This is a genomic window from Thioalkalivibrio versutus (assembly GCF_001999325.1).
Lineage (GTDB): Bacteria > Pseudomonadota > Gammaproteobacteria > Ectothiorhodospirales > Ectothiorhodospiraceae > Thioalkalivibrio > Thioalkalivibrio versutus.
Map to the genome: position 1 here is coordinate 59225 of NZ_MVAR01000012.1, position 22820 is coordinate 82044.

Annotated in this window: 22 protein-coding genes and 2 pseudogenes; 10 read left to right on the forward strand and 14 right to left on the reverse strand. The window is 66.7% G+C overall.

Annotated elements, in window-relative coordinates:
* Nucleotides 1–50: 50 nt before the first annotated feature.
* The 3 genes from B0684_RS04365 to amrB are packed head-to-tail and all read right to left on the reverse strand — an operon-like array spanning nt 51 to nt 2030.
* Nucleotides 51–665, reverse strand: a complete 615-nt coding sequence (locus tag B0684_RS04365) for a rhomboid family intramembrane serine protease (protein WP_018649928.1) — start codon at nt 663–665, stop codon at nt 51–53.
* On the reverse strand, nt 655–1233 hold the full coding sequence (gene amrA, locus B0684_RS04370; RefSeq protein ID WP_018649929.1) for an AmmeMemoRadiSam system protein A: 579 nt from the start codon (nt 1231–1233) through the stop codon (nt 655–657). The genes B0684_RS04365 and amrA overlap by 11 nt, the downstream gene beginning before the upstream one ends.
* Nucleotides 1230–2030, reverse strand: coding sequence for an AmmeMemoRadiSam system protein B (gene amrB, locus B0684_RS04375; protein WP_018170082.1), 801 nt, complete (start codon nt 2028–2030; stop codon nt 1230–1232). The genes amrA and amrB overlap by 4 nt, the downstream gene beginning before the upstream one ends.
* A gap of 85 nt (nt 2031–2115) precedes the next feature.
* Here amrB and amrS point away from each other — a divergent pair, with 85 nt between their 5' ends.
* From amrS to B0684_RS04410, 7 genes and pseudogenes are all read left to right on the forward strand, one after another.
* The gene (amrS, locus tag B0684_RS04380; RefSeq protein WP_018649930.1) at nt 2116–3222 is read left to right on the forward strand and encodes an AmmeMemoRadiSam system radical SAM enzyme; all 1107 of its coding nucleotides are present in this window, start codon (nt 2116–2118) and stop codon (nt 3220–3222) included.
* Nucleotides 3223–3297: 75 nt separating this feature from the next.
* The gene (locus B0684_RS04385) at nt 3298–3822 is read left to right on the forward strand and encodes an Hsp20/alpha crystallin family protein (protein WP_026313034.1); all 525 of its coding nucleotides are present in this window, start codon (nt 3298–3300) and stop codon (nt 3820–3822) included.
* Between the two features lie 77 nt (nt 3823–3899).
* Nucleotides 3900–4918: pseudogene (locus B0684_RS04390) on the forward strand (DUF2235 domain-containing protein).
* A gap of 82 nt (nt 4919–5000) precedes the next feature.
* Nucleotides 5001–5381, forward strand: coding sequence for a DUF2237 family protein (locus tag B0684_RS04395; protein WP_018144213.1), 381 nt, complete (start codon nt 5001–5003; stop codon nt 5379–5381).
* A 154-nt stretch (nt 5382–5535) separates the two neighbouring features.
* Nucleotides 5536–7860: an HDOD domain-containing protein gene (locus B0684_RS04400; RefSeq protein WP_026313035.1), complete on the forward strand. Its 2325-nt coding sequence runs from the start codon at nt 5536–5538 to the stop codon at nt 7858–7860.
* A gap of 187 nt (nt 7861–8047) precedes the next feature.
* A complete protein-coding gene (locus tag B0684_RS04405) occupies nt 8048–9295 on the forward strand; it encodes an HD-GYP domain-containing protein (RefSeq protein ID WP_051080056.1) in 1248 nt (415 codons plus the stop codon).
* 75 nt (nt 9296–9370) lie between these two features.
* Nucleotides 9371–10648 (forward strand): EAL domain-containing protein, encoded by a 1278-nt coding sequence (locus B0684_RS04410; protein WP_018649934.1) that lies wholly within the window; start codon nt 9371–9373, stop codon nt 10646–10648.
* 178 nt (nt 10649–10826) lie between these two features.
* Here the strand turns inward: B0684_RS04410 and B0684_RS04415 are convergent, their stop codons facing one another.
* The 3 genes from B0684_RS04415 to B0684_RS04425 all read right to left on the reverse strand — a co-directional run bounded on the left by B0684_RS04415 (nt 10827) and on the right by B0684_RS04425 (nt 14285).
* Nucleotides 10827–11417: a CPBP family intramembrane glutamic endopeptidase gene (locus tag B0684_RS04415; RefSeq protein ID WP_018170075.1), complete on the reverse strand. Its 591-nt coding sequence runs from the start codon at nt 11415–11417 to the stop codon at nt 10827–10829.
* A 162-nt stretch (nt 11418–11579) separates the two neighbouring features.
* Nucleotides 11580–13199 (reverse strand): BCCT family transporter, encoded by a 1620-nt coding sequence (locus B0684_RS04420; RefSeq protein WP_018649935.1) that lies wholly within the window; start codon nt 13197–13199, stop codon nt 11580–11582.
* Nucleotides 13200–13349: 150 nt separating this feature from the next.
* Nucleotides 13350–14285 (reverse strand): histone deacetylase family protein, encoded by a 936-nt coding sequence (locus tag B0684_RS04425; RefSeq protein ID WP_018649936.1) that lies wholly within the window; start codon nt 14283–14285, stop codon nt 13350–13352.
* Nucleotides 14286–14411: 126 nt separating this feature from the next.
* On the opposite strand from B0684_RS04425, the gene B0684_RS04430 reads away from it, so the two are divergent.
* Entirely contained in the window at nt 14412–14717 is a 306-nt protein-coding gene (locus tag B0684_RS04430; RefSeq protein WP_018649937.1) for a hypothetical protein, read from the forward strand.
* Nucleotides 14718–14724: 7 nt separating this feature from the next.
* Here the strand turns inward: B0684_RS04430 and B0684_RS04435 are convergent, their stop codons facing one another.
* The 7 genes from B0684_RS04435 to B0684_RS04465 form a co-directional block, all read right to left on the reverse strand.
* On the reverse strand, nt 14725–14991 hold the full coding sequence (locus B0684_RS04435) for a DksA/TraR family C4-type zinc finger protein (protein WP_018649938.1): 267 nt from the start codon (nt 14989–14991) through the stop codon (nt 14725–14727).
* 96 nt (nt 14992–15087) lie between these two features.
* Complete coding sequence (trpB, locus tag B0684_RS04440) at nt 15088–16284, reverse strand: tryptophan synthase subunit beta (RefSeq protein WP_018649939.1); 1197 nt, start codon at nt 16282–16284, stop codon at nt 15088–15090.
* Nucleotides 16285–16432: 148 nt separating this feature from the next.
* Complete coding sequence (locus B0684_RS04445) at nt 16433–17056, reverse strand: phosphoribosyltransferase (protein ID WP_018170069.1); 624 nt, start codon at nt 17054–17056, stop codon at nt 16433–16435.
* Entirely contained in the window at nt 17049–17627 is a 579-nt protein-coding gene (locus B0684_RS04450; protein WP_018170068.1) for an isochorismatase family protein, read from the reverse strand. The genes B0684_RS04445 and B0684_RS04450 overlap by 8 nt, the downstream gene beginning before the upstream one ends.
* A complete protein-coding gene (locus B0684_RS04455) occupies nt 17620–19041 on the reverse strand; it encodes a nicotinate phosphoribosyltransferase (protein WP_018649940.1) in 1422 nt (473 codons plus the stop codon). Before B0684_RS04455 ends, B0684_RS04450 begins: the two co-directional genes overlap by 8 nt.
* Complete coding sequence (locus B0684_RS04460; RefSeq protein ID WP_018649941.1) at nt 19038–19571, reverse strand: macro domain-containing protein; 534 nt, start codon at nt 19569–19571, stop codon at nt 19038–19040. Before B0684_RS04460 ends, B0684_RS04455 begins: the two co-directional genes overlap by 4 nt.
* Nucleotides 19572–19663: 92 nt before the next feature.
* A complete protein-coding gene (locus B0684_RS04465; RefSeq protein ID WP_018649942.1) occupies nt 19664–20659 on the reverse strand; it encodes an LLM class flavin-dependent oxidoreductase in 996 nt (331 codons plus the stop codon).
* A gap of 92 nt (nt 20660–20751) precedes the next feature.
* On the opposite strand from B0684_RS04465, the gene B0684_RS04470 reads away from it, so the two are divergent.
* Nucleotides 20752–21225 carry an aminoacyl-tRNA deacylase gene (locus tag B0684_RS04470; RefSeq protein ID WP_018649943.1) on the forward strand — a complete coding sequence of 158 codons (474 nt, stop codon included), beginning with the start codon at nt 20752–20754 and terminating at the stop codon, nt 21223–21225.
* Between the two features lie 100 nt (nt 21226–21325).
* Nucleotides 21326–21763: a nucleoside deaminase gene (locus tag B0684_RS04475; protein WP_018144197.1), complete on the forward strand. Its 438-nt coding sequence runs from the start codon at nt 21326–21328 to the stop codon at nt 21761–21763.
* A gap of 52 nt (nt 21764–21815) precedes the next feature.
* Here the strand turns inward: B0684_RS04475 and B0684_RS04480 are convergent.
* Nucleotides 21816–22819, reverse strand: a pseudogene (locus B0684_RS04480) (succinylglutamate desuccinylase/aspartoacylase family protein).
* Nucleotide 22820 lies beyond the last annotated feature (1 nt).

A 22820-nucleotide genomic window follows, 5' to 3' on the forward strand; every position in this document is an offset into this window, starting at 1 on the left:
AAAGTGCGCAGAGGCTAGAACTGCCCGGGGCGCCCGACAAGTAACCGGGGTCACCCGAGGGGCGAGAGCAGTTCCTGGAAGAATCGCGCCAGCAGGCCGGGTTCCAGCCACAGCATGAAGGCGATGCCCCAGGCGCCGCCCCACAGGTGGGCGCTGTGGTTGATGTTGTCGCGGTTCTGGCGCTGGGCATAGAGCGAATAGCCGACATAGACCGCCGCAAACACGATGGCCGGGACCGGGATAAAGAACACGAACAACAGCGACCACGGCTGCAGCAGGATGTAGGCGAACAGCACCGCGGAGACCGCGCCGGAAGCGCCCAGCGAGCGGTAGCCCGGGTCACGCAGATGGCTCAGGTGGCTTGGCAGACTGGCGAGGACGATGGCGGCCAGATAGAACAGCACGAAGCCGCCCATGCCGATCGCGGGCACCAGCACGCGCTCCATGGCCATGCCGAAGAAAAACAGCGTGATCATGTTGAACGCGAGATGGGTGCCATCGGCATGGATGAAGCCGTGGGTCACCAGGCGCCAGTATTCGCCGCGCTGCACCGATGGCGGGTGATGGATCATCGCCTGCAACCAGCGCGGGTTCTGCCATGCGAGCAGGGAGACCGCGACGGTGGCGACGATCAGGTACAGCGTCACACTCGGTTCAAAGTTCACCGGCAACCTCCAAGGACCCGTAGCGCCAGGCCTGCAGGCCGTCGGGCCAGCCGCCCGGCGCCAGCCCGGCCTTTTGCAGCAGGGCATCGAGGAAGGTCTCGGGGTCGGGCAGTTGTTCCCAGACCGCAGGGAGGAAGGTGGCGCGGCGCGCTCCGGCCTGAACGACCAGGCCGTCCCGGCCCGGTTGTAGCTGATCCAGCAGGCCCTTGCGGTGCGCGGCCTCCATGGGTCGCGACGCGGTCAGCAGCGTGACCGAGTAGGCGAGACCGGCCAGTTCCGACGTGCGCAGCGGCGGAAAGCGCGGGTCATTGAGCGCCGCCGCGCGAGCGTTGTGCAGGACGTCCGCGGCCAGGGGCTGGTGGGCCTCCAGCGTGCCGATGCAGCCGCGCAGGGTTTCCCCTTGCTTCAGGGTGACGAAGCTGGCGCCGGGATCGGGTAGCGGGTCGGGCTCCTGTTCCAGTGCAATGGGGCGGGCGGGGGCATGGTGCGCGGCCCGCCGGATGGCATCCGCGGCCAGTTCCAGCAGGCGCTCGCGCGCCGGCGCGGGCAGGTCGATGGTGTGCGTCATTGCAGCATCCAGGCGCCGTAGCCGACCACCTGGTCGCGCGGGCCGGCGGTGTCGCCGGAGTTGCGCTGGTCCAGTGTGGTGATGGTGAGACCGCGCTGCCGCGCGAGCCGCAACAAGCCCGCCAGCGGCCGGCAGCCGCAGGCCTGTTCCGGCCCCAGCGCGTGTTCGTCCAGCTGTTCGATGGCACGGGTGGTGGCCGTGTCCAGGCGGCACGCGGTGGCATAGTCGTGGAAGTGGGAGAGATCCGAACTCACGACGATCAGGGTCTCCGGGCCGCCCCACAGCCGTTCCAGCACGCTCGCGACCTGCTCGGACGAGGCATCCCCGACCACCAGCGGGACGAGTTCGAATGTCCCCAGTGCCACCTGCAGGAACGGCAGGTGGGCCTCCAGGCTGTGTTCCGGTCCGTGGGCGATGTCCAGTAACTGGACGCCGGGCAGGTCCGCGATGGCTTCCAGGGCTTTGTGGTCCACGGGGAGGTCTCCCAGCGGGCTGCGGTAGGCCGTTGCCGTAGTGGTCGCGATGCCGCGGAAGGGCACGCGATGCGACGGACCCAAGAGGATGACGCGCTGGATCTTCCCCGCCAGGGGGCGGATGTGCGCATAGACCGAGGCCGCCACCGGGCCGGAGTACGGGTAGCCGGCATGCGGCGCGATCAGGGCCTTGGGCGGCGCCGCGTCCGCTACGAGTGGGACGGCATCGAGCAAGCGGGTGACCGTGGCGCGCAGCTCCTCGGGATCGGCAGGGTAGAACTGGCCCGCGATGGCGGGCTCGCGGATGCGGGGCTGTGCCGTCATTGGGGGGCTCCATCAAACATTATGTTGTTGAATATTGGGATTGTGTCCTCATATTCAAGACCATGAATCACGGTCTGGACTGGATATGAACGACATCCCCGAACACGACGCATTCACCGTCGCCACGCGCTACTGGCATGCCCTGGAGGATGGCCGCGTACAGTGCGATCTGTGCCCGCGCTACTGCAAGCTGAAGCCCGGACAGCGCGGCGCATGCTTTGTGCGCGCCAATCTCGACGATGCCGTGGTGCTGACCAGCTATGGGCGTTCCTCCGGCTACTGCGTGGATCCGATCGAGAAGAAGCCGCTCAATCACTTCCTCCCGGGCAGTCCGGTGTTGTCGTTCGGCACGGCCGGCTGCAACCTGGCCTGCAAGTTCTGCCAGAACTGGGACATCAGCAAGTCGCGCGAGATCGACACGCTGGCCGATCGCGCCGATCCCGAGACCATTGCACGTGCCGCCGAGGCGCTGGACTGTCGCGCGGTGGCCTTTACCTACAACGACCCGGTGATCTTCCACGAGTACGCCATCGACGTGGCGGCGGCCTGCCGCGCCCGGGATATCCGCACGGTGGCCGTGACGGCCGGTTACATCACCGAGCAGGCGCGCGGCGAATTCTTTGCCGCCATGGATGCGGCGAACGTGGACCTGAAGGCATTTACCGAGCGCTTCTATCACAAGCTGACCGGGGCCCATCTGCAGCCAGTACTCGACACCCTGGAATGGCTGGTGCACGAGACCGATACCTGGGTCGAGATCACCACGCTGCTGATCCCGGGGGAGAACGACAGCGATGCGGAGATCACCTCCATGGCGCAATGGGTCCGGGAGCATCTGGGGCCGGATGTGCCGCTGCATTTCACCGCCTTCCATCCGGATTTCAAGATGACCGAACACCCGCGCACGCCGATCGATACGCTGCAGCGGGCGCGGCGCATCGCTCGCGAGCAGGGTCTCCATCACGTGTATACCGGCAATGTGCATGACACGGAGGGCCAGAGCACCTGGTGTGCGGGCTGCGGGCAACGCGTGATTGGCCGCGACGGGTACGAACTCTCGGACTGGAAACTGACCGCCGATGGTTGCTGCAACGCCTGCGGGGCATCGGTGCCCGGGGTGTTCGAGGCGCGCCCCGGCAACTGGGGCGCGCGGCGTCAGCCGGTGCGGCTAGCCGATTTTCGGGGGGTCTGATTCGCAGGGCTTGAAAAGTCCCTCTCCGCGACCTAGTTAACTCGGTAGACAGGATTTGCAACGGAGGTGATCACCATGGACCTGCAAAAGCTCAAGCCGTGGAACTGGTTCAAGCGCGAGGAGACCGCGAGCACGGAGGTCGTGCCGGCTCGGCGCGAGGGCGGCGACCCCTTGATGCGCATGCACCGCGAGATGGACCGGATGTTCGAGGATTTCTTTGGCTCGACCCTCGGGATGCGTGGGGGTGATGCCGCCGCCTCGATGCTGCTCAAGCCCAGTGTGGATATCGCGGAGAGCCGCGAGGCCTACCGGATCAGCGTCGAGGTGCCGGGGATCGAGGAGGACGCGATCGACCTGACGGTGGATGGCGACGACCTGATCATCTCCGGCGAGAAGCGCCAGGAGACCGAGGAAGACGACGCGGGCTACCATCGGGTGGAGCGGGCCTACGGACAGTTTCGCCGTATCCTCAGCCTGCCCGGGGACGCCGATATCGATGCCATCCAGGCGCGGTTCAAGAACGGTGTTCTGAAGATCGACATCCCCCGGCGCAAGGACGACGCCCGGCCGGGCGTGCGCCGGATCGAGATCGGCTCCTGAGGGGGCATCACACGGCGGCATGCCGTGCGGCGAATGATCGCCGGGCCCGCCCGACGACAAGGATGTGAGCCCAGCGAATGACACGACGGATCGTGATCTGTGCGGACGGAACTTGGAATCGCCCGGAGGAGGACGTCGAGTCGGACGTGCCGACGAATGTCCGGCCATTGCGCCCGCCGATGCCATGGGCGACCCGCAGCAGGTCTACTACGACTGGGGCGTGGGGGCGTACTACGCAAAGATCTCGGGTGGCGTTACCGGGCGTGGCATCCACAAGAATATCCAGGATGCCTATCGCTACATCGTGCAGAACTACGCCCCCGGCAGCGAGATATTCCTGTTCGGTTTCAGCCGCGGGGCGTACACCGTTCGCAGCCTGTGCGGCTTGATCAACAACTGCGGGGTCCTGAAGCGCCCGGATGCACGGTTGATCGAGCAGGCCTTTCGGCACTACAAGAACAGCGGCGCCAGCCATGCGCCCGAGGGCGAAGCCTCGCGTACCTTTCGCGCGAAACATGCACATCCCTCGCGGGAGATCCGCTTTGTTGGTGTCTGGGATACGGTCGGCGCGTTGGGAATCCCGTTCTCTCTGCTGGGAATGTTCGATCGTACGGACGAGTTCTACGACACCAAGCTGGGGCCCAACGTGCGCATCGCCCGCCATGCCATGGCGATCGACGAGACACGAGCCGACTTTGAGCCCACCCTGTGGGATCCGCGCCCGGGGCTGGACCTGAAACAGCTGTGGTTCAGTGGCGTGCATGCCGACGTGGGCGGCGGCTACGCCCCGGATGCCGTGGGGCGTCTCGCGTCAGAGGCCCCGCTGGCGTGGATGATCGAGCAAGCCCGGATGGCCGGACTGCAAGTGGAGGGGTATCTGCCGGATAACCTGCGCCCCGACCCGCTGGCGTCGCTGCACCGCTCGCGGCGGCACATCTATCGCCTGCGACGGCGCTATCGGCGTCCGTTGTACCAGTCGGGTCACCCGACCGAGGTGCATCCGAGTGCCCTGGAACGCTATCGGAAGGATGTCGCCTACCAGCCCGAGAACCTGCGCGCGTTTCTGGACGAATGGGGCTGGCCGGACGCCGACTGAATTCCCCCGGATGGAGTAAACGCTCGCGTTGGGAGGCCGGGTCTCCGTTATCCTGTAGGAATAGCAGACGGAGATTCCCTCAATGCAGCCATTTCCCTCGAAGAACGTGTTTGGCGGGGCCCTGGAGCCCTGCAGTCGCGGACCGGTCACTGGTTTTTATCGCGACGGCCGTTGTGCCACCGGCTACGACGACCAGGGCATGCATACCGTGTGCGCCGAGCTCACCCGCGAGTTTCTCGATTTCTCCCTGGCACGGGGGAATGATCTGATCACGCCGGTTCCGGAATTCGGCTTCCCCGGCCTGGAGGCCGGGGATCGCTGGTGCCTGTGCGCCGCGCGCTGGCTGGAGGCCTACCGGGCGGGGGCGGCGCCCGGGGTCTTCCTGCGCGCGACGCACGAGGAGACCCTGGCGGTGATCCCGCTGGACATCCTCAAGGAACACGCGCGCGACCCAGCTGATTGAGATGGAGGCCCTCCTCGGAGGGTCGGTGGGGGGCCGGGGTGGGCCCCGTTGAATACAGGGAGAAGACGGATGGATCCGTACATGGTGGGGCTGACAATCGTTCGGGTCGATAACGTGGGCATGGGGAATCGGGGGGTGGCCGATGGTTGACCGCATGGCGGTGCCCGAGATCGAACGCTTCCGGATCACGCGGACGCTGGGTACGAGTGCCCGCGACGGGCTCTATGTCGCGCACGACCCGCTGCTGGATCGGCAGGTCGCGATTCGAACGCTGACCAACGTCGCGGCGGACGCTTCGACCCGCCAGGCATTGCTTGAAGATGCCCGCCGGTTAAGCCGCTTTCGACACCCGAACATCGCTCCAATCTTCGAGGCGGGGGACTACGCCGAGGGCGTCTACCTGGTGTTCGAGTACGTCGAGGGCGAGACCCTGGAGCAAATCCTGGCGCGCGGACCCTTGCCGATCGATCGCGCCCTGGCCCTGATGCGCGAGCTGCTGGATGCGGCGGCGGCGGCGCACGAGCAGGGCATCCTGCACGGGGCCTTGCAGCCGGCGAACGTGACCGTAAACCCCGAGGGGCATGCGCGCATCACCGGGCTGGGCATGGCGTTGCCCGACGTGGCCGCGCGCGGCGAGAGCCACCTGCCGGATACACCCTACTATCTGGCGCCGGAACGGCTGGCAAACGAGGCCGCGACCGAAGGGTCCGACGTGTTCTCCCTGGGGGCCTTGTTCTTCGAGATGCTGACGGGCGAGCGCGCGTTTGCCGGTGATACCCCCGCGGCGATCCGGCAGGCGATGCAGGCGGGGGCGCTGGAGCCACCCTCCGGTCGCACCGGCAATGGCGACGAACGCTTCGACGCCCTGGTACTTCGGGCCACCCGCCCGGATCCCGCCGAGCGTTTTGCATCGGCCCGCGAGTTTCGCGAGGCGCTGGTGGTGGCCGTCGAGGGCGAAAGCCAGACGGGCGACGGATCGCAGGACTTCATCCTGCGGCGGATCCGACGCAAGCCTGATTTCCCCGGCATCTCCAGCCATATCCGCGAGATTACCCAGTGTTCCGACGACACCATGAAGCGCTCGGTGGCCGAGCTGTCGAATGCCGTGCTAAAGGACTACGCCACCACGCAGAAGCTGCTTCGGCTGGCGAACTCCCCCTTTTACAGCAACTTTGGCGGCAATATCCGCACCGTTTCGCGCGCGATCGTGCTGCTGGGCTTCGAGCAGGTGCGCACGGCGGCGCTCGGGCTGGTGCTGTTCGAAAACCTCAAGGGCGGACGTCATTCCGGACGCCTGATGGAGGCGCTGGTCGGCACCCTGTTCAGCGCCATGCTGGCGCGCGACCTGGCGGAACAGGTCGGCGGGGTGGAGAGCGAGCAGGCCTTTGTCTGCGCTCTGTTCCACGATATCGGCCGCATGCTGGTGTTGTACTACCTGCCGGAGGAGGCGGACGAAATCCGCATTCGTGTGGGTCAGGGTACGAGCGAGGGCAGTGCCGCCCGTCAGGTCCTCGGTATCTCCTACGAGGCCCTGGCGCGCAGCGTGCTGGAGGACTGGAACTTCCCGCGCGAGATCGTTACGTCGGTGGAACGGGCTCCCTCGGGCACGCTGCCGGCAGCGCGGGATGCCGACCAGCGCCTGCACCGCATCGTCACCCTGGCGTCGGAGATGGGGCAATGCATTACCCAGGCGGATCGCGACCAGCAGGGCGCCTTGCTCACCGATCTGCGCAGGCGCTACGAACGTGCCCTGGGCGTGGATGCCCGCGGCATGCAGCGGGCCATCAAGTCCGGGCGCGAGCACATGGATCACTTCCTGACGGTGGTCAAGCTGCCGCCGGAGGGCCGCGAGCCGCTGAACCGGCTGAAGGCGAATCTGGGTGTGCAGATCGATGACAGCGACGCGGCGGATATCGAGCCCGCGGGGGGGAGCGGCGAAGCGGCGGCAGCCGCAACTGCCGATCCCGACGCACAGGCCGCGGCACTGATGGAGACCCTGACCGACATGCTGGACAGCATGGTGGGCGAGTTCGAGCTGAACACCTTGATGCAGACAACGCTCGAGACCCTGTACCAGACCCTCGGTCTGCGCCGGGTAATGCTGATGCTCGCCGATCGCGAGCATCGGGTGCTGGTGGCGCATACCGCCTTCGGAAAGGATGCCGAGACGCTGTCCGGACGGCTGCGACTCACGCTTGCGGGCAAGGGCGACATTCTGTCGCTGGCCCTGGAACAGAAGAAGGACCTGGTCATCACCGACAGCCACGAGGCCTCGATCAGCCGTTATATCCCCGACGAGTTCCGCCAGGCTCTGGATGCGCGCAGTTTTCTGCTGCTGCCGCTGGCGGTGCGTGATCGTTGTATCGGGCTGCTGTATCTGGAATTGCCGGCCGGCGCCGCCGTGGAACCGACGGTCCTGCGGGCCCTGAAAGCGGTGCGCAATCAGATGGCTCTGGCCATTCGGCAGGCGCGCGACTGACGCCGCCGCAGTGTCGAGCGCGGCCCTCTGTCCGCCGGATTGGGCCAGCCGGTGCCGACATTTGCGAACGCCTAGCGGGTTCTGTACTAAAGCGCTGTTCCGCCTCGGGGAGCGGCGCTAAGGTAGAGGTGATGCAAAGCTGGCCGAACATCGTCGCGGCCAGATGCGACAGTTGGACAACAGTGGTATGCCTTGGGGACTGTTACAGCAGGAGATCCCGGTTTCCGACCTGCAGGTTGGTATGTACGTCAGCCGGCTCGATCGCCCGTGGCTGGAGACGCCCTATCTGGTCGAGGGGGTGCGGATTCGCTCGCAGGACGATGTCGACGAGCTCGCCCGGCATTGTGTGCATGTATTCGTTGATCTGGATAAGAGCGCGCCGGAGTCGTTGAGCCGGCTGCCACCGGCCGCGGGATCCGCGCGGGCTGCCGCGACGGCCTCGAGCCGGGCCGAGGCCGCCCAGTTCCGCGGTATGACGGTGTATCGCGATCACTGTTCGGTGGAGCAGGAGCTCCCGGCGGCCAAGGAGGCTCAGGCGATTGTCGGGCGTGTTCTGGAGCAGATCCGTGCCGGCATGGAGCGTAATCCCGGGGTCCCTCTGTCGGCGGCCCGGGAGGCGTCCGAGGCGTTGCGCGAGAGCGTGGAGCGCAACCCGGACGCCCTGCTGCTGCTGGCCAGGCTGAGCCACTCGGACGACGTGCTGTACGCCCACTCGCTCAATGTCGCGATCCATCTTCTGGCGCTGGGTCGGCACATGGGGCTGGATCGAGCCGAATTGTCGGTCCTCGGGCTGGGGGGGCTGCTGATGGATATCGGCAAGATGCAGATGCCGCGGACGCTCCTGGGGCGCCGCACGCGGCTGTCCCCGGATGAGCGGCGCGAGATTCAGCGGCACGTGGAATATGGCGAGACCATTCTGCAGTGCTCCCACGGGATCCCGGAGGGCGTGCGCGACATTGTCGCCCAGCACCACGAACGCGAGGACGGGCGTGGCTACCCACGGGGTCTGGTGGCCAACCAGATCAGTGCCTATGCGCGCATGGCGGCTATCGTGGATTCCTACGAGGAGATGCTGACGGAAGGCGGCCTGGCCGGGACCCCCTTCGAGGCCCTGAAGGAACTGCGGGAGAACGCGCGCTGGGGGCTGAATTCGGCGCTCGTGGATCAGTTCACCCACTGCGTGGGGCTGTTTCCCGTGGGCAGCCTGGTGGAGCTGGATAACGGTGAGGTCGCGATCGTGCTGAGTCACCGCCGCACGCAGCGCTTCATGCCCCGGGTGATGCGCATCCTCGATCCGTCCCATATGCCGTATCCCGACCCGTGGGAGCTGGATCTGGGGTCGCACGCGCCGGAGTCCGAGGGGGCGCGGCGCCAGATCCTGCGCGACCTTCCGGCGGGCGCCTACGGGGTCGACCCGGCGCGCTATTATCTTTGAGTAGATGCGCATTCCGTACATGGGATCCGCATGTACTGATTTCGCCGCATGGGCGTAGCAGCAGGAACTCTCCCGATGTCGAAGCTGTTTGAATACCCCGATTTTCTCCGTGCGCTGGACGGGATTTCTCCGTGCCCGCAGGACGCCGGGGCGCAAGCAGCCGTGACCGTCATCGAACTGGAGGGGCTAAGGGACGTGGACGCGGCCCTGGGGTATGCCGCGGGAGACGAGCTGATCCGGAACGCGGGTCAGGCACTGGCCCGCGCCCTGGCGGACGGCCTGGTCGGTATCACTGGACGCCATCAGATCACCTGTGCGCAGCTGGCCGTGGCCGGGAGCGGGTTCGCCGAGCTGGCGGCCCACAAGATGCTGCGGGTGTTGAGTGAACCGTTTGCCTGTGGCGAGCGGCAGGTGCTGCTTTGGCCGCGTGCCGGGCTGGCGCTGGCGGGCCCCCGGGTGGTGCGCCCGCAGGAGTTGCTGGCCCATGCCTATGCCGCAGTTCGGCAGGCGCGGCGGGCTCGGGCGCGCCTGCGCCTGTATGCCCCGGAGGCGGCGGCAACCATGCTGGAGGGCGTGGATCTGTGGTCCCAGCTGGGGCAGGCCATCGAGGAGGGAAGCCTGCACCTCGAGTATCAGCCACAGGTCGCGCTGGCATCGGGCTGCGTGCAGTCGGTGGAAGCTTTGTTGCGCTGGGATCACCCGCAGTACGGCTCGATCCGTCCGGACACCATGGTGCGCGCGGCGGAGGGAACGGACCTGATGCCCCGGCTGACGCACTGGGTCTTCAACACGGCCCTGCGCCAGTGTGCCGAGTACCGCCAGGCCGGACTGGACGCGGGGATCTCGGTGAATTTTTCTGCCGATGACCTGCAGGAACGGGAGGTGGTGGATCTGGTGGCCCAGTCACTGGAGGTCTGGCAGGTGCCGGCGGAGAGCGTCACGGTGGAGCTGACCGAAACCGCGGTGATGGAGAGTCACGACGCCGAGGCGCGTGCGGCCCTGCACGGGATGAAGGACCTGGGCTTGCGGGTGTCCATGGATGACTTCGGTATTGGCTATTCGTCGATGGAGCGGCTGCTGCGCATGCCGCTCGATGAGCTCAAGATCGATATGACCTTTGTCCACGAACTGGTGTCCAGCCGGCCGCACCAGCGCATCGTGGAATCCATGATCGGGCTCGGCCAGAAAATGGGCTTGAGCGTGGTGGCCGAAGGCGTGGAAGATCAGGAAACCCTCGAGCGCCTGCGCGCTCTGGGCTGTGATCTGGTACAGGGTTTTTATCTCGGGCGGCCGGCGCGCCTGGCTCAATTCATGGAACAGACGCGCTCGGGCCATGGCCCGAGCGCGTTCTGAACGCGCCCACCCCGTCCTCGTTCGGCGCGCCAGCGCACCGATCCCGTAGTCCGGAAGCCTGTCGCGTGCTCCCGGGACAGGCAGTCGGTGACGTCGACCCCCGGCCCGTGGAGTGTCATCCAGCAGTGGCAAGGCGGGACTTGGCGGGCCCGTTCCCCCTGGGTGATTGCATGGATGATCATGCGCCGCGCCTGCCGGCATCGCGGGAACGCAGGTACCAGTGGATGACGATCCAGTCGTACAGGGCATGGGTGACGATCACCACCAGCAGGTTGCCGGTCAGGTGATAGAGCAGCCCGAGGTAGAGCCCGATGACGGTGGCGAACACGAAGTACAGGCGGCTGATCGAATGGGCGAGTCCAAACACAATTGCCGCGGCGACGATGGCCCACTCGGGTGACCAACGTTCGGTCAGCCAGCCCTGCAGCACGCCCCGCACCAGCAGTTCCTCGCCCACGCCGGCGAGGATGGCGATCAGCAGCACGGCGCCAGGCAGGGCGTTGCGAAAGAGCTGGTGCACGAAATCGCGGACCTGGTCGGCCAGTGCGCGGTAGGGCTCCCAGCCGCTGAGTGCGAGCGTGCCGAGCAGCATCAGCATGGGCAACACGGCAAGGGCGCCCAGCGCTGCGGCCTCCAGGCTCCAGTCGATTCGCTCGTCGAGCGGGATGCCGGCCACCCGGGCCAGGATCAGGGCGAGCGGGATCAGCGCGGCCTGAAAGGCCATCCCGGCCAGCAGCGGGTGTCGCGCGACCGCTTGACGGAAGCTCATGGGTGTTGGGCCGGGGCGTGTGGACTCATCCGCGAGAGGATGCCCGATTCCGGGGGTGGTTGTCCCGAACGGAACGGCCCCCGCGGCGCCGAGACCGGCGGGCGCGGGGGCCGGGTGGGGAGGCTGGATGGCCTGTGGTGACCATCCAGACGGCGGCCGGCGTCAGGTCTTGGCTTCCTCGATGCGGATCAGGGCCAGTTCGTGGAACAGTCCCTTCATCAGGCTGACGCACATCAGCAGCAGCACGACGACGAATGGCAGGCCGGTGCTCACCGCCCCCGCCTGCAGTGCATTGAGGGCCGCCGCGCCGCCAACCGCCAGCAGGACCCCCGCGACCACGCCCTCGGTGGTGGCCCAGAACAGGCGCTGGGATTGCGGGGCGTCGGTCTTGCCGCCCGAGGTGATGGAGTCGATCACCAGGGAACCGGAGTCCGAGGAGGTGATGAAGAACACCAGCACCAGGGCGATCGCCAGGAACGAGGTGATGGCGGTGAACGGCAGGTGCTCCAGCATCTGGAACAGGGCCAGGGAGGAGTCGGAGATGCCGTCCGCCAGGGCGCCAACGCCGTCGCGTGCCTGGGCCAGGCCGGAGCCGCCGAAGGCACTCATCCAGACGACGGTGACCAGGGTCGGCACTAGCAGTACGGCGGTGACGAACTGGCGCACCGTACGGCCGCGGGAGACGCGGGCGATGAACATGCCGACGAACGGCGACCAGGAGATCCACCAGGCCCAGAAGAAGATGGTCCAGGCGTGGTAGAAGGTCTCGTCCTCGCGCCCGACCGGGTTGCTGAGCGGGATGAAGTACTGCACGTACCCGGTGACCGTGGTGCCGATGCTGGAGAGGAATGCGAGGACGCCGCCGGCGACCATCACGAACAGCAACAACACTGCGGCGAACACCAGGTTGATGTTGCTGAGGAGCTTGACGCCGCCATGGATGCCGCGCATGACCGACAGCAGTGCAATGATGGTCACGCCGATGATGATGGCGATCTGGGTGTTCAGGCCGGTATCGATGTCGAACAGGAATCCGATGCCCGAAGCGGCCTGCTGCGCACCCAGGCCCAGCGAGGTGGCCAGGCCGAACATGGTCGCCAGCACGGCCAGGATGTCGATCACGTGGCCGATCGGGCCCCAGATGCGCTCCCCGAGGATGGGATAGAACGCCGAGCGGACGGTTAGCGGCATGCCCTTGTTGTAGGCGAAGAACGCCAGCGCCAGGCCGACGACCGCGTAGATCGCCCAGGGGTGCAGGCCCCAGTGATACATGGTGGCCCCCAGCGCCGCCTGCCGGGATTCTTCGGTCCCGCCTTCGATCCCCAGCGGCGTGCCGAACCATTCGGTGAAGTAGCCCACCGGTTCGGCTACGCTCCAGAACATCAGACCGATGCCCATGCCGGCGGCGAACAGCATCGAAAACCAGGACATGACGGAGAATTCCGGCTTGGCGTCCTGGCCGCCGATGCGGATGCGCCCGATGGGCAGGACGACCAGGGCCAGGCAGAACAGGACAAAGATGTTGCCGGCCGACAGGAACAGCCAGTCAAAGGAGCGGCCGATCCACTGACGCGTGTTGTCGAGGTGCTCGTTGGCCTGTTCCGGAAAGACCAGGGACAGGATGACGAATACGACAATCAACAGGGCGCTGGTGACGAAGACCGGATTGTGCAGGTCCAGCCCAAGCGGGTTGATGTTCTGATCACCGATCTCGTGCTCGGTGTCGTATTCCGCTTCCAGTTCCTTTTTCTGCTCTTCGAGATCGTGCGGATTCTCGCTCACCGTCTTCTCCTCGCTTCTTGGTCTTGTATGGCGGCCACACCAACTGCCGCGGTGGCAATCTCGTTGAGTAAAGACCGGCAATCGGCGGATTGCAAAGGCCGCGGCCGGTTCTTGTTGTGCCGGCGTAAGAAAACACTGATCAGTGTTTCCCTAGCGGCGCGGGGCCTCACAAAGCGCGCGCACATGGGCCGCCGCACTTCGGCCCAGGGCCGGGAGGGCGTAGCCGCCTTCCAGCATCGAGACCAGACGCGCGCCGGCATACCGCGCGGCGATGCGGGTGAGTTCGTGGGTGATCCACGAAAAGTCGTCCGCGTCGAGGTTCAGGCCCGCGAGGGCTTCGTCCCGATGCGCGTCGAAGCCGGCCGAGACGAGCACCAGTTGGGGGCGGAACTGTTCCAGTGCCGGCAACCAGTCGTGGCGGACCGCCGCGCGGAACTGCGCCCCGGTCGTGCCGGCGGCAAGCGGGGTATGTATCAGATGGTCCCGTTCGGCTCGCGGCGTGTCCGGGTAGAACGGGTGCTGAAAGCTGGAGCAGTAGAGCACTCGGGGATCATCCCGGAAGATGTCCTCGGTGCCGTTTCCGTGGTGCACGTCGAAATCGGCGATGGCCACGCGCGACAGCGCGTAGTGCTCCAGGGCATGCGCAGCGGCCACCGCGATGTTGTTGAACAGGCAAAAGCCCATCGCGCGTTCGCGTTCGGCATGATGGCCGGGCGGACGGATGGCGCAGAAGGCATTGTCCACGTCCTCCTCCATGACGGCCCGCACGCCCTCGATGCCGGCCCCGGCGGCGCGCAGGGCGGCCTGTAGCGAGTGTTCGCCCATGGCCGTGTCCGGGTCCAGCAGCGCGTGATGTCCTAGGGCGGGGGCGTTGGCGCGAATGCGGGCGACGTGCGCCGGGGTGTGCACCCGCTGGAGCTGCGCATCGGTGGCTGGCGGGGCATCCAGAAGGTGCAGGCCTTCCATCAGGCCTTCGTCGAGCAGGGCGTTACGAACGGCGTGCAGGCGGTCGGCCCGTTCCGGGTGGTGGGGCCCCGAGTCGTGCAGCAGGCAGTCGGGATGCGAGATATACGCCGTATGGGTCACGGGAAGCCTCCGCGCGATCATCTCCAGGGAGTATAGGTGCATGCGGAGTACGTGTGCGGTGGCCGCGCGGCCGCCGGACCTTTACCGTGGTACCGACGATGAACCACCCGTGCAGAGGGGAACCGCATGAAGGCCTTGTTGATTGATCCGGAGCAGCAGACGATCGAAGCCGTGGACGTCCAAGGGCGTGACGACATCGCCCGGCTGATCGGGTACGACACGCTCGAGTCCGACGAGATCGGGCCGGATGGTGATCGCCTGTTCTTCGACGAAGAGTGCTTCCTGCGCGGAACCACCGGGCGCTTTCAGATCGACAGCGTGATCCCGGTTTCCGGCAAGGGGCTCGTGGTTGGCAGTGACGACGATGGCGCGACCCTTAAGGACGTCGCATCCGATCTGGAGTCCATCCGGGGCCGGATGAAGTATCTCTAGGGCGAGCTCAACGAAGCTGGCTGTCCTTGGAGGCCCGCCGGTTGTAGGGGCTGGTGGCCTGCTGTGCCGCGTCCTCCGCCTCCTGACAGTCCACGCACAGGCGCACGCCCGGCAGGGCCTGGCGCCGGCCTTCGGGAATCGGCGCCCCGCATTCCTCGCATTCTTTCAGACCTTCCCCGGTGGGAATCTGGCTGCGCACCCGTTGCAGGGCGTCCTCGACCGTGTTGTCGATCTGCTCCTGCTCCGCACCGTCTTTTGCCCATCCGCCTGCCATCGCGAGGCCTCCGCCCGTGGTCAACAAGACTGAGACCGGCGCAACCTGGCCTGAAGTTCCCGTCGCGCCGCCTTCGAGCCGTATTGGCGAGGCGGGCTATCCGTGTCCGAACTCGCGGGCGACGTAGTCGATGTCCTTGTCGCCACGACCGGAGAGGTTGGCCAGGATCGTCGTGCCGGGGTTCTCGCGGCCGTGCTTCATGGCCCAGGCCACCGCATGGGCACTTTCCAGGGCCGGGATGATCCCCTCGGTGCGCGAGAGCTGGTAGAAGGCATCCAGGGCCGCGTCGTCGTTGATGGCGTGGTAGGCGACGCGCTGGGTGGTCTTGAGGTAGGAGTGCTCGGGGCCGACGCCGGGATAGTCCAGCCCGGAGGCGATGGAGTGGACCGGGGCCGGGTTGCCCTCCGCGTCGGCCAGCAGCATGCACTTGAAGCCGTGGATCATGCCCGGCTTGCCGTAGGTCATGGTGGCGGAGTGCTCGCCGAGCTTGGTGCCGCGCCCCAGCGGCTCCACGCCGTTGAGTTGCACCTGGGCGTCCTCGATGAAGCCGGCGAACATGCCCATGGCGTTGGACCCGCCGCCGACGCAGGCGACCACGTGATCCGGCAGCTCGCCACCACTCATCTCCAGGTACTGTTCGCGGGCTTCGATGCCGACCACCGACTGGAAGTTGCGCACCATCAGCGGAAACGGGTGCGGCCCGACCACGGAACCGATCGCGAACAGGGCCTCGTCTGCCTGCGACAGGTAGGACTGGAAGGCGGAATCCACGGCCTCCTTCAGCGAGCGTCCACCGAAGGAGACCGGCACCACCTGGGCCCCCATCAGCTTCATGCGGGTCACGTTGGGCGCTTCCTTGGCGATGTCGATCTCGCCCATGTGGATTTCGCATTCCATGCCGAAGTAGGCCGCCGCAGTGGCCAGCGCCACGCCGTGCTGGCCGGCCCCGGTCTCGGCGATCAGCTTGCGTTTGCCCATGTGCTTGGCCAGCAACGCCTCGCCCATGCAGTGGTTCAGCTTGTGCGCGCCGGAGTGGTTCAGGTCTTCGCGCTTGAGATAGATATGCGCGCCCACCGAACGGCTCAGGTTATGGGCGTAGTACACCGGCGTCGGGCGCCCCTGATAGTGCTTGCGGATGTAGCGAAGTTCGTTCAGGAAATCGCCGGAGCGCGCCAGGGTCCGATAGGCGTGGTTGATCTCGGCGAAATGCGGTTCCAGCTCCGGCGGCAGGAAGGCGCCGCCGAATTCGCCAAAGTAGCCTTCCGGGTTGGGGTAGTCCTTGAGATACGACATGGGCGGTCTCGGTGCCAGGTTGGTGGGCCGGGTGGAAGTGGCCGTTGGGTCGGACAGGGTTTCGTGACCCGGCACGACCGGGTTGGGTCCATATCATCCGTTCCCCGAACCCGATTGCCAACCCGGGCGGATCCCGGTCCGCGTCGTCCTACGCGGAAAAGGGCAGGTCGTTATAGCGGATTACGCGGTCCAACTGGGTCGCGTCGAGCTCGAGGCCGTAGTCCTGCTGCAGACGCGTGCGCAGCTCGGTGGCGGTGGTCGGGGGTGGGTCCATCTCGCGGGTGAACTGGCCGACGTCCTCGATGACGGCCCAGGGGTAGAGGATCCAGCGCCACTCCTGCACGGCCTGACTGTGGAAATTGGCGGGGCACTGGGTGCTGGCCTTTTCATGCAGCACGGCGGTGCGCACGGCGGCCGGCTCGAAGCCCTCCAAGTGGGGGCGGGCGGCCACCAGGGTGTCGCCGGAGTCGTTGACGTCGTCCACCAGCAGGACCTGTTCACCGCGCACATCTCCGGCCAGCGGGACCGTCACCGCCGCTCGCTGTTTTTCACGCGCCCCCGAGGTGTAGTGTTCGACCTTCAGGCTGAGCAGCTTGTGCACGTGGAGGAAGTCGCACAAAAAGCGCGCGGGCATGAATCCGCCGCGGGCGATGGCCACGATCGTGTCCGGCCGAAAGTCGCTGGCCCGTATCTGGCGTGCCAGGTCGTCGGCGCGGCGGACCACTTCCTCGACCGAGATCAACTGCACGGGCATCTTGCCGGGTTCAGCCATGCTCGGCGATCTCCACGCCCGCTGCCCTCATCTTCGCGCGCGCCTCCGTGCCGCCCTGCGGCGAAATCGGCAGCGAGGCATAAGGGATCAGGTGAACGTCAAATCCTTCCTCGCGTGCGCCCAGGGCGGTTGCCGCAACGCATACGTCCAGGGCCAGTCCGCCCATCCAGATGCGTTTCACACCCCGGTTGCGCAGTTCGCCCGCCAGCCCGGTCTGGTCGAAGGCGGAGTACTGGTCCTGGTCGAAGCGTACCCCCGTGGTGACCTTGACGGTGCCGGCCGGCAGGGCCAGATCGGCGTGGAAGCGTGCCCCGGGCGAATCCTGCAGGCAGTGCGGGGGCCAGGGCCCGCCTTGTTCCACGAAGCTCGCATGCCCGGCTGGGTGCCAGTCGCGCGAGGCATACACCGGAATATCCAGCGCGGCGGCCGCCTCCAGCCAGCGGTTGAGTACCGGGATCACGGTATCCCCGTGCTCGATAGCCAGCGCGCCGCCGGGGCAGAAATCGTTCTGTACGTGGATCACCAGCAGGGCGTCGCCGGCTTGCAGGTGATTGCGCGGATCGTCAGTCATTTGAGTGGTCTCCGTCTCCAGTTTCGGACGTTCGACCCGATGCGGCGTAGCGGGCCTGGATGGTGCGGGTCACTGCATCCTGGTGTGCCTGCAGCGCGGGACTGATGGCTACGGGATACGGCGTTTCGGCGGGCTCGATGGCGCGGATCCCGGGGGGCAGTTGTTCCAGCTGAGCCCGGGCATATTCGCGCAGTGTATCCAGGTCACGAGAATGGCCCGGCAGGCGCTGGCCGTCACGCATCACGGGCTGCAGCAGCGGCTCCCCGGGCTGGGTCTCGTCCTGGCGTCCGATGGTGTCGCCCGCGAACCGGTTGCCTTCCCGGCGGCGATAGATCTGCTTGGCACCGGGCAGGATGGGCTTGCCGCTGGAGAGCTTGAGACGCCCTTCGCCGGCGTATTCGGCCAGCTTGTAGGCAATGTCCAGGTCGGGGGCATCGGGGGCAATGCCCATGCTGGTGCCGACCCCGAAGGCATCGATCGGTGCGCCGTGTGCCAGTAGCTCGGCAATCAGGTGTTCGTCGAGCCCGCCGCTGGCGAAGATCCCGACTTGTTGCAGGCCCGCTTCATCCAGCATCCGCCGCGCCTGGCGGGCCAGTTCTCCCAGGTCGCCGGAGTCGAGGCGGACGGCGTGTACGCGGAAGTCATCGCCCAGCTCACCGCTCAGCTTGATGACCCGGCGCACCCCTTCGAGGGTGTCGTAGGTATCGACTAGCAGCACCGTTTCCGGATAGAGACGGGCAAAGGCGCCGAAGGCCTCGGCTTCGTCATGGTGCGCCTGGATGTAGCTGTGGGCCATGGTGCCACTCACCGGTACGCCGTACTGCTTGCCCGCCAGTACATTGGAGGTGCTGGCGACGCCCGCGACATGGAAGGCGCGTGCACCCTTCAAGGCCGCATCCAGCCCGTGCATGCGGCGCGCCCCGAAATCGACCACCGGCCGCCCGTCGGCCGTGGCCACCAGGCGGGCGGCCTTGCTGGCCTGCACCGTTTGCAGATGAATCTGGTTCATCACCAGGGTCTCGATCAGCTGGGCCTCGGGGAGTGGCGCGGTGACCTCGAGGATGGGCTCGTTGGCGAAGACCGGGGTCCCCTCGGGCACGGCGCGGACCGTGCCGGTGAAGCGGAAAGCCTCCAGCCAGCGCAGGAACCGTTCGGAGAAGCGGTTGAGGCCGGCCAGGTAGTCGAGATCCGACGGCTCGAAACGGAGGCCTTCGAGTTGTTCCAGCACCGTATCGAGTCCGCAGGCCAGGAGATAGTTGCGCCGTTGCGGCAGGCGGCGTACGAACAGGCTAAAGACCGCTGGTTCGTACAGGCCTTCTTCGAAATAGGCCTGGAGCATGGAGAGCTCGTAGAAGTCGGTGAAGAGCGCCAGGCCATCGTCGCTTGGGATTGCGCTGCGCCCGGCCGCGATCATGCGGTCAGTTCCTCCAGGATCCGGACGTGGATGTCGTGATCATCCTTGGTGTGCAGCACGAAGCGGACATGGCCGACGGCATCCAGTCTGGGCGTGGCGGCGATCACGGTTTCCAGGGCGATGCGCGCGGCTTCCTCGACGGGGTAGCCGAAGGCCCCGGTGGACAGCGCGGGAAATGCGATGCTGTAGGCCCCGGCCTCTTCGGCGCGGGTGAGGGCGTTGCGATAGCAGGCAGCCAGCAACCGGCTGGCCGATTCGTCGTGCCCGTAGACCGGTCCCAGGCAGTGGATCACAAAGCGATTGGGCAGGTTGTGGGCATCGGTCAGTACGGCCTGGCCGGGCTCGATCGGGGCCAGGGGCTGGCATTCACGCTCCAGGCCGGGCCCCGCAGCGCGGTGGATGGCCCCGGCCACGCCGCCGCCGGGCCGCAGCCAGGCGTTGGCGGCATTGACGACCGCGTCCATGTCGCGCTGGGCGGCGATGTCGCCCATGGTGCATTCGATGGTGACGCCGCGAACCTTGACGCGCATGTGTCTCTCCCGTGCTGAATGGTCTCGGCTACTACGGCCCTTGTCTCAAGCATAGGGTACGCATTCCGGTCAGGTGAACCGGCGACCCGCGCTTATCTAGCGATGCGGTCGCGCACCTCCGCGGTCAGTTCCAGCGAGCGCCGGCGCGCCGCATGGTCGAAGGTGGAGGTGGTCACGATCAGCTCGTCGGCGCCGGTCTGCTCGAGAAACCGGCGGATCTCCTCTTCGACCGTATCCGGCGAGCCGATCGCGGAACAGGCCATGGTCTGTTCGACGATCGCGCGTTCGGCGCGGTCGAGGCGTTCGCGGTAGCCCTCGATCGGCGGCTGGATCGGTTCGGGCCGACCCCGCCGCAGGCTGACAAAGGCCTGTTCCATGGAACTGGCCAGCGTCCGCGCCGCGGCGTCGGTGTCGGCGGCATACACGTTGTAGCCGAGCATCGCATAGGGGCGATCCAGCCATGCGGAAGGCCGGAACTGGCTGCGGTACAGCTCCAGGGCGTTCATCAAATGCCCGGGGGCGAAGTGCGAGGCAAACGCATACGGCAGGCCCATCTGCGCGGCCAGCTGGGCACCGAACAGGCTGGAACCGAGGATCCAGACGGGCACGTGCTGGCCGGCGCCGGGGATGGCGCGGATCACCTGGTCCGGCTGGGGGTCGTCGAAATAGCCCAGCAGCTCGGCGACGTCGCGCGGGAACTGGTCCGGGTCGATATCCGGGGCCCGGCGCAGGGCGCGCGCGGTGGTCGGGTCGGTGCCGGGGGCGCGCCCCACCCCGAGGTCAATGCGGCCCGGATACAGCGCGTTCAGGGTGCCGAACTGTTCGGCGATCACCAGCGGGGCATGGTTCGGCAGCATGATGCCGCCGGCACCCACCCGAATGCGCTGTGTGGCCGCTGCGACTTGGCCGATCACCACCGCCGTGGCTGCGCTGGCGATGCCGGGCATGTTGTGGTGTTCCGCCAGCCAGTAGCGCTGGAAGCCGAGGGCCTCGGCGTGTTGCGCAAGATCGAGGGTGTTGTGCAACGCATGGGTGGCGTCCCCGTCAGCGGTGATCGGGGCGAGGTCGAGTACGGAAAAGGCAGTCATGTTCCTGATTGTACCGACCTGTCCGATCCGTGCAGACGTGGGCGATCCCGATGAGGTCTATAGTCGAAGGAAGGCACTGCGGAGGGCGCGCCATGAGTATCCCCAGGACCCTGAACAACTTTCTGGACGAGCATGCGGTGACCTACCAGCTGGTGCCCCATCCGCATTCGAACTCGGCCAGTCGCACGGCCGAGGCGGCCCATATCCCGGGCGACGCCGTGGCCAAGGCGGTGTTGCTGGTCGAGGAGGATGGACAGTACCGATTGGCCGTCGTGCCGGCCACGCGCCGCGTAAAACTGGGGCAGTTGCACCGGTTGTTGGGCGAGCACGTGGGCCTGGCTACCGAGGACGAGGTGGCCAGCGTCTTTGCTGACTGCGAACGCGGCGCAATCCCCGCTCTGGGTGCCGCTTACGGGCTGGAAACCCTGCTTGATGACAGTATGCTGGAACAGCGCAACGTGTATTTCGAGGCTGGCGATCACGAGTCGCTCGTCCGGCTGCGCGAAACGGATTTCCTCCATCTGCTCGGCCAGCCGCGGCGGGGCCAGTTCAGCGCCCACATCTGACGCCCGTTCCATCAGCGTCTCACGCGTGGGTCGGATCGATCTTGCAATGCCATATCGTCTACCGTCAGCCTGAGTTCGTTGCGACAACTGGGTGACGACGATGGATCCGTTTCTGGAGATGGCGCTCGACGAAGCGCGTACGGGGCTGGGCGAGGCGGGGATCCCGATCGGGTCGGTGCTGGTGCACCGGGGCGAGGTGATTGGGCGCGGGCACAACCGGCGAGTGCAGCAGGGCAGCGCGATCCTGCATGCGGAGATGGATGCGCTGGAGAAGGCCGGCCGGCAGTCGGCGCAGGTGTATCGCGAATGCACGCTCTATACCACGCTCTCGCCCTGCGCGATGTGTAGCGGCGCGATCGTCCTCTACGGCATTCCGCGAGTGGTGATCGGGGAGAACGAGTCGTTCCTGGGGGAGGAGGCGTGGTTGCGCGGTCACGGCATCCAGGTGGACGTAGTCCAGGACCCGGGCTGCCGCGAACTGATGCGTTCGTTTATCGAGACGCACCCCGAGCTGTGGCACGAGGACATCGGCCACTGAGCCTGATAGCCGGCGCAAGAGCCGCGCCCCGGCGTGTCCCTCAGCGTCTCCTTCAGGGTGTCTCGAGCCGCTGCTGATCGGCGTAGGGGTAGTCGCTGGCCTCCAGGTTTTCCTGAAAGGTCTCCAGGCGTTCCACGGCGAGGTCCGTACGGTTGAACTGGGCGATGTGGAACAGCGCATCGCCCTCGTTGATCAGCGGCAGGTTGAGCTGACCAATGATGATGCCGGAGGCCGGGGCGAGGATCTCGGTCTCGGTTTCGCCAAACGGGTCGGAGATGATCGCCAGGCGGGTCTGGTCGCGGACCACGCGGTCCCCGTGGCGCACGAAGGTGCGCAGGATGCCGCTTTGGGGCGCGCGGACCCAGCCGCTGGTGCGCGCCATGATGGGTTCCTTGCGCGGGCGCCGGCGTACGGCCGGCAGCATGCCCAGATGGCGCATCACCTCGATGATGCCGTGCACCCCGCCGCGGCGGCCTCGCGCAGGGAGCCGTCGCGCAGGGCCGAGTTGAGAATCACCGGGGCCCCGAAGGCGCGCGCCAGGTCGAGGGTCTCGGCGTGATCGAGGTTGGCGCGGATCTGCGGCAGGTTGGAGCGGTGGATGGCGCCGGTGTGCAGGTCGATGCCATGGGTACTGTTCTGCACGATTTCGCGCATGAACAGGCGCGCAACGCGAGCCCCCAGTGAGCCTTTCTGCGAGCCGGGGAAACAGCGGTTCAGGTCACGCCGGTCGGGCAGGTAGCGGCTCTGGTTGATGAAGCCGTGCATGTTGACCACAGGGATGGCAATCAGGGTTCCCTTCATGCGCCGCAGGGCCGGCACTTTGAGCAGGCGGCGGATGATCTCGACGCCGTTGATCTCGTCGCCGTGGATGGCGGCGCTGACAAACAGCACGGGCCCTTTGCGCCGACCGCACAGCACCTGTACCGGCATGTTGGTCGGGGTGTGGGTGTACAGCGCTCCCAGTTCCAGTTCCACCGTGCGCCGCTCGCCGGGGCGGACGGTGGTGCCACCAATGGTGATCGGCTTGTTGCGCAGCGACCGGGGTATGCCGGGCATC